At 45.2% G+C, this 6,753-nt stretch carries 7 protein-coding genes; all 7 read left to right on the top strand.

What is annotated here, in order from left to right:
* Positions 1 to 64 precede the first annotated feature (64 nt).
* Positions 65 to 406, top strand: a complete 342-nt coding sequence (locus tag Q7P41_RS06740) for a histidine triad nucleotide-binding protein (RefSeq protein ID WP_303883043.1) — start codon at positions 65 to 67, stop codon at positions 404 to 406.
* Between the two features lie 32 nt (positions 407 to 438).
* Entirely contained in the window at positions 439 to 612 is a 174-nt protein-coding gene (rpsU, locus tag Q7P41_RS06735) for a 30S ribosomal protein S21 (RefSeq protein ID WP_303883042.1), read from the top strand.
* Positions 613 to 892: 280 nt separating this feature from the next.
* Positions 893 to 1,366: a transcriptional regulator NrdR gene (gene nrdR / locus Q7P41_RS06730; protein ID WP_303883041.1), complete on the top strand. Its 474-nt coding sequence runs from the start codon at positions 893 to 895 to the stop codon at positions 1,364 to 1,366.
* Positions 1,367 to 1,368: 2 nt separating this feature from the next.
* Positions 1,369 to 3,492: an anaerobic ribonucleoside-triphosphate reductase gene (gene nrdD, locus Q7P41_RS06725; protein ID WP_303883040.1), complete on the top strand. Its 2,124-nt coding sequence runs from the start codon at positions 1,369 to 1,371 to the stop codon at positions 3,490 to 3,492.
* On the top strand, positions 3,489 to 4,169 hold the full coding sequence (locus Q7P41_RS06720) for an anaerobic ribonucleoside-triphosphate reductase activating protein (RefSeq protein ID WP_303883039.1): 681 nt from the start codon (positions 3,489 to 3,491) through the stop codon (positions 4,167 to 4,169). Before nrdD ends, Q7P41_RS06720 begins: the two co-directional genes overlap by 4 nt.
* 31 nt (positions 4,170 to 4,200) lie before the next feature.
* The gene (locus Q7P41_RS06715) at positions 4,201 to 5,382 is read left to right on the top strand and encodes a glycine C-acetyltransferase (RefSeq protein WP_303883038.1); all 1,182 of its coding nucleotides are present in this window, start codon (positions 4,201 to 4,203) and stop codon (positions 5,380 to 5,382) included.
* Positions 5,383 to 5,589: 207 nt separating this feature from the next.
* Positions 5,590 to 6,735 (top strand): ABC transporter substrate-binding protein, encoded by a 1,146-nt coding sequence (locus Q7P41_RS06710; protein ID WP_303883037.1) that lies wholly within the window; start codon positions 5,590 to 5,592, stop codon positions 6,733 to 6,735.
* Positions 6,736 to 6,753: the final 18 nt, after the last annotated feature.

The following is a 6,753-nucleotide window of genomic DNA, read 5'->3' as shown; positions in this document are numbered from 1 at the left end:
AGTTGGCTTGTAAGAGACATGAATGTAGGGTAAAATAGATTAAAAGGTTTTGGAGGAATGGCGTGTGGTTAGTAATTGCGTCTTTTGCAAGATCATAAATGGCGATATAAAAAGTGACGTTGTATACGAAACGGAAGATGTTTTAGCAATTAGGGATGTAGCACCACAAGCACCTCATCATTACTTGATAATCCCAAAATTACACATACCAACCTCTCAAGACGTAAGAGATCCTTCCATCTGGGCTAATCTCATGGAAGTTTTAACAATAGTAGCACAGCGGATGGGGCTAGTAGACTCTGGTTACAGGGTCGTTATAAATTGCGGGAGCCAGGCGTGTCAGAGCATATTTCATCTTCACCTACATTTGCTTTCTGGGCGCAAATTTGGTTGGCCCCCCGGTTGAAGCTGTCATGAGATGCGAAAGGGGGGAGAGAGATGGCTAAAGTTTACAGAAGAGAAAACGAATCGATAGATGATACTTTGCGCCGCTTTAAAAGAGAGGTTAAGAAAGTTGGAGTTCTTCGAGATGCGAGGAAACACGAGCACTACGAAAAGCCGAGCGAGATAAGAAAGAAGAAAAGATCAAGTCCAAGAAAGCGCCGGGGTTAGTGGGTCCCCGCTATAAAAGTCGGGCTTGTTGTTTTCTGCTTGCAAGTTAAAAGGGGAAGACGAATATTCGTCTTCCCCTTTTAACTTGCAAATAAGTGCAACACAGTCTTAAAGATTGGTAGACATCAAATAACAAACCAAAGCCTTTCAAGTTTGATTGAGTCCTAAGGACCAAAAATTTGAGCAACTTTAAGCGTAAAGGCCTTTCAGTCATTCCAGTCAGGAATTACACTATATGTAGTAAATAAAAAAGACATATACCATACAGGTAGGGTTATGCATGCGTTGTCCAAGATGTAACCATGATGATAGCAGGGTTATAGAGACGAGAGCGGTTGAAAATGGCATCGTCATCCGCAGAAGGAGGGAATGCCCTAAATGCGGTCGGCGATTTACGACTTATGAGAGGATCGAAAGGAGCACGGTGCTTTTGGTCGTCAAAAAAGACGGTCGAAGAGAAGCTTTCGATAGGGAGAAGGTTTTAAGGGGGATGATACGCGCCTGTGAAAAACTACCCGTGCCCTTGGAGACCCTGGAAAGCGCGGTTGCTTTAATAGAGGAGGAGCTTTTCGCGTTAGCCGTGGGAGAAGTTTCGAGCGCAATGATTGGAGAAATGGTGGCAGATGCCCTGAAGAGCATAAACCACGTTGCTTACGTTAGATTTGCCTCCGTATATCGTGAATTTACCGATTTAAATAGTTTTATTGAAGAGATATCAAGGCTTTTGGAGAAGGAAGAGGGGAGGAGAATATAGCGATGGCTTCGTCCATGAAGTTTGACCGTTTTTGCGATGCGGAAATGAGCATACAGCAATTTTTGTTCAATAGGCCAGAATCAACGGATCTTGCCTTGATGGTGGAGACTCATTCCAAGGAGGAACGCAGTCCATGGGACGCCGCTAAAATAAAGGATGCCCTTATCAGAGAGGCTGGGGTCGATCCAGAAACGGCCCTTTCGATTGCCGTAGAAATCGAGGAGGAGGTGATTCGCCGCGGCAAGGACAGGCTTACCACTTCGATAATAAGGGAAATGGCTAACACCAAACTTTTTCAAAGGGGGTTGGATGCTTATCTTGTCGATCATTCCAGGGTAGGTATACCTGTTTATGATCTTGAGACTTTGATGTTTTCTCCAAATAAAGAAAATAGCAATACATCTTACAACCCGGAATCCGTTAATTTGACGATAGCTGAGATGATCATAAAAGATTACGCCTTGAGTAAGCTCTTTTCCCGCGATGTCGCACGCGCACATCTAGATGGCGACATTCACCTTCACGACCTTGGGATGGTAATAAGGCCCTACTGCAGCGGACAGAGCCCCGCATATGTGGCTAAGTTTGGGCTAAACTTGCCTTCCATAACGAGTGTCTCATCTCCGGCCAAACATCCGGATGTGCTTTTGGCCCATTTACTCAAGATGACTTCGGTGTTGCAGAATAACTTTGCCGGGGCCATCGGTTGGGATGCCATTAACATGTTTTTCGCTCCCTATCTTGAGGGTTGCAGCGATCGCGATCTACGTCAATTGGCCCAGATGTTGATATTTGAATTTAATCAATTAGCTGGTGGCAGGGGAGGGCAAGTAGCCTTCACGGACATAAACTTGTACTATGAAATTCCAAAGCACTTCCGCCATGTGCCAGCCATTGGCCCTGGTGGTAAGTTAAGTGGCAAGACTTATGGAGATTACAGTTTAACCTCAAAACGTTTTTTGCGAGCCTTGTTTGAAGTTTACTTGGAGGGAGATAGCAGATCTCAACCCTTCTTTTTCCCAAAACCGCTTCTTCACATAACTGATGCCTTCTTTAAGGAAGATGGATGGCAAGAGATGCTTGAGTTGGCTTGTATGGTAGCTTCGGAAAAGGGCAACACCTATTTTGTTTTTGACAGAGGAGGCGTGACTAAGCTCAGTGAATGCTGTCGCCTCTCCTTCGAGCTAACTGAGGAAGACTTGCTAGAAGCCAAAACTCCCTGGAAAATGAGATATTCAGCCTTGCAGAACGTAACTATAAATTTGCCCCGAGTTGCTTTCAGGTCTCAAGGTGATCTCGAGACCTTTTTCGGAATACTAGAAAATTTGATGGAAATTGCGCTCAAGGCGCATGTTCAAAAGAGGAGCTTCATTAAAAATCTTCTGGATTTAAAGGACAAAGGGCCGTTGTCGCTTTTGACAGTAGAGCATGATGGCGAGAGTTACATAAGGCTGGAAAAGGCAAGCCACTTAATAGGATTGCTTGGCCTTAATGAAGCGGTACAAGTTTTATGTGGCAAGCAGCTTTACGAAGGAAAGGAAGCAGAAGAGCTAGGGTTGGCCATAGTAAAGTTCATGGAACTCAAATGTCAAGAAATGACCGAACGAGTTGGATTTAAAGTTGTGTTAGAACAAACTCCAGCCGAGAGCGCTGCTCATAGGCTTGCCAGATTGGACTTGAAAAAGTTTCCCGAGGCAAAGCACGTAGTTAAGGGCAATGTTGAGGCAGATGAGGTATTTTATACGAACAGTACCCATATACCCTACGAAGCGGATGTTGACCCAATTGAAAGGGTAGTCAGAGAAGGACGATTCCATCCCTTCATTAAAGCTGGTGCTATAACTCACGTATGGATGGGAGAACATAAACCTGATGCCAAAGCTTTGGCCTCTTTTGTTCGCAAAATTTTCTTGCATTCTCAGAACGCACAGGTGGCCTTTAGCCCAGAGTTCACCATATGCAACGACTGTGGCATAGTTGAGAGGGGCCTGCTGTCTTCTTGCAATAGATGCCGTTCGACGAACGTTGATGGAGTGACGCGAATAACGGGGTATTTTACCAAAATCTCCTCTTGGAATGCTGGAAAAAGGGCAGAGCTTGAAGGCAGAAAGAGATGGAGTTTATGAGGCCTGATATTAAAGGCATAGGAGGCTATATTCCTTCGTCATTCATAGACTGGGAGGGACATGTGTCGGCTGTTTTGTTTTTTAGGGGGTGTAATTTTAGATGCCCCTTTTGTCATAATGGTTCAATGGTAATGGGGCAGTTGCCTGTTTTAAACGAGGAGCTCATCGTGGAGCACATTAGATCGAGGAAAGATTTCTTGGACGGGGTTGTCATAAGTGGCGGTGAACCTACGCTGGATCCCAATCGTTTGAAGGTGTTATTGCCGCGCTTTAAGGATATTGGCTTGCCCATAAAGCTGGATACGAATGGCAGCAACCCAATGGTCATTGAAGGGTTGTTGTCAGGGGGATTTGTCGATGCTATCGCCATGGACGTAAAGGCGCCTTGGGAAAAATATGAACTTTTGTGTGGTTGTATCGTCGATACAAATTTGGTGCAAGAGTCCCTGTACTTATTATTGCATCTTGACCTCGAAGTCGAAATTCGAACAACCTTCGTACCAGCTTTAATGAATTATGATGACCTTTCTATAATTCAAAGCTATTTAGTCGAAAACGTCCGTTGGGTGATACAGTGTTTCAGACCTGAAAATGCCATGGATGAAGCTTTGAGGAGAACAAAGGAGCCGGAACGTGAGGTTTTGCGCGAGAAGTTTCCCAGTGCTATCATTAGATAGAATATGACAATCTCAAGGAGGGACTGCGGGCATGTCATCTAAAATGAAATTCGTGGAGGAGGAGCTTAAGCGCCTTAGGGACGAGGGATTGTACGTCCATATTAGGGTCCTTGAAAGCCCTCAAGGTCCGTGGGTACAAATAGAGGGAAGGCAAGTTTTAAACTTGTGTTCAAATAATTACCTAGGGCTTTGCAATGATCCCAGGTTATGTGAAAAGGCCCAGGAATACATCGATAAATTCGGTGTTGGGCCTGGCGCCGTTCGCACTATCGCTGGTACGATGTCAATACACGTTGAGTTAGAGGAAAAATTGGCGACCTTCAAGGGCGCCGAAGCTGCCCTCGTCGTACAATCCGGCTTTTGCGCTAACTTGTCGGCGATTCCACCGCTAGTTGAAAGAGGCGATCTCATATTTAGCGATGAGTTGAATCACGCCTCGATAATTGATGGTTGTAGGTTGAGCAGGGCTGAGATAGTAAGATATGCCCACTGTGACGTGGTTGACCTTGAGGCTAAGCTGAAAGAATATGTAGATAAAGATTGCAGGAAGCTCATAGTCACCGATGGGGTCTTTTCTATGGATGGGGACATAGCTCCTTTGCCTGATATAGTGGAATTGGCGGATCGGTATGGCGCCATGGTCATGGTCGATGATGCCCACGGCGAAGGTGTTTTAGGTCGTGGAGGAAGGGGAATTGTTGATCATTTCGGTTTGGGCGAAAAAGTTGACATTGAAGTTGGCACTTTATCCAAGGCCTTTGGTGTTGTCGGAGGATTTATTGCAGGAAGCAAGGAGTTGATCGAGTTTTTGCGTCAAAAAGCTCGTCCTAACTTGTTTAGCAGCGCTCTAACTGTTCCTGACGTTGCCGCCAATATCGCGGCTGTGGATATCTTGGAAGAAAGTGACGATTTAGTGAAAAAGCTTTGGGAAAATGGCAACTACCTCAAGAAGTCCTTAAAGGAGAAAGGGTTTAACATCGGTAGGTCTCAAACGCCCATCACTCCGATAATGGTTGGTGATGCGAATAAAGCAAAGGAGTTTAGTTTGAAATTGTTTGAGGAGGGAATATTTATACAATCCATCGCCTATCCGACCGTTCCCTTAGGCAGCGCCAGGTTGAGGGCCATGGTTTCAGCGGCACATTCTAAGGAGGATCTGGACTTTGCTGTCGACAAATTTTCTAAAGTAGGGAGGTCCTTGGGCATTATCTAAAATATCTTACGAGGTAATTAAAACCATACGAAAGTCCTAAAAGTCCATTAGTTTGGGCATTGCTGCAAAAAATAACGATTTGTTTAATCCACCGGGCCGTAGCAAATATTTTTCAGCTCAAAATAGTTAACATAGCTTCCATTCTCAGCAGGCTTTTTATATAATAACAAAGGGCATTCTAATATCAATACTAGAGGAGGGGTGTAAATGAAAAGATTTATGCGGTTTCTTTTTTTTGCTGGGTTAATTTTGGCGGTTTGTGGGATATCGGCTTATGCTGCCGAAGAGGTGATCAAGATCGGTGTCTATGAGCCACTCACAGGCCAAAACGCCTTTGGTGGCCAGCTAACCGTTGAAGGAATACAGCTTGCCCACGAGCAGGCTCCCGAAGTGTTGGGCAAAAAGGTTGAATTAGTGATTGTGGATAACAAATCCGATAAAGTTGAAGCAGCGAACGCCGTTAAACGCTTAATTGAAAGGGATAAAGTTGTTGCAATCATCGGAAGCTATGGATCCTCGCTGTGCATGGCTGGAGGTGAGGTAGCTGAGCAATACGGCATACCTTGTATTACTGACTCGGCAACTAATCCCTTGGTTACGCAGGGCAAAAAATATTATTTCCGCATGTGTTTTATCGATCCCTTCCAGGGTGCAGCTGCTGCCAGATATGTCTACGAACAGCTAGGTGTTAGAAAGGCTGCAATATTAAAGGACGTAGCGCAGGATTACTGCGTTGGATTGGCGGCTTTCTTTAAGAAGGCCTTCTTGGATCTTGGAGGCGAGGTGGTAGCTGACCTTAACTATCAATCCGGCGATCAAGACTTTACTGCGCAATTGACCGAGATTATAAGCAAAGATGCTGAACTCCTTTATATCCCTTCCTACTTCGCCGAGGGAGCAATAATCATGAAGCAAGCCCGTGAATTGGGTGGCAAGTTTCATATCATGGGCGGAGATGCAATGGATAATCCTGACATGATCAAAATAGGCGGGGAGGCAGTAGAGGGCTTCATCTACACTACATTCCCCTATGCGCCGGAGATGCCCGATATGAATCCCATTGCACAGGAATTTACCAAAGCCTTCAGAGAGAAGTTCAAGAAAGAACCTAATGCCAATGCTGCCCTTGGATATGACTGCTACATGTTGCTCATTGATTGTATAAAAAGAGCCGGAAAGGCAGATCCTGAAGCCATTACGGAGCAACTTGCCGCGACCAAGGATTGGGTTGGAGTAACTGGTCCCACGACCATCGATGAAAACCACAACGCTATCAAATCTGTGGGGATCAAGATGGTTAAAGAGGGAAAACAAATCTACGTTGCTACCGTTCCTCCTGAAAGCGGGAAGTAAGGCTAGGCAGCTTTTGGC

This window comes from Acetomicrobium mobile (assembly GCF_937920065.1).
This window is presented reverse-complemented; position numbering and strand designations above follow the sequence as displayed.

Coding starts and splice junctions, on each gene's coding strand:
- rpsU (WP_303883042.1), top strand. CDS start 439: ATGGCTAAAGTTTACAGAAGAGAAAACGAATCGATAGATGATACTTTG.
- nrdR (WP_303883041.1), top strand. CDS start 893: ATGCGTTGTCCAAGATGTAACCATGATGATAGCAGGGTTATAGAGACG.
- nrdD (WP_303883040.1), top strand. CDS start 1,369: ATGGCTTCGTCCATGAAGTTTGACCGTTTTTGCGATGCGGAAATGAGC.
- Q7P41_RS06720 (WP_303883039.1), top strand. CDS start 3,489: ATGAGGCCTGATATTAAAGGCATAGGAGGCTATATTCCTTCGTCATTC.
- Q7P41_RS06715 (WP_303883038.1), top strand. CDS start 4,201: ATGTCATCTAAAATGAAATTCGTGGAGGAGGAGCTTAAGCGCCTTAGG.
- Q7P41_RS06710 (WP_303883037.1), top strand. CDS start 5,590: ATGAAAAGATTTATGCGGTTTCTTTTTTTTGCTGGGTTAATTTTGGCG.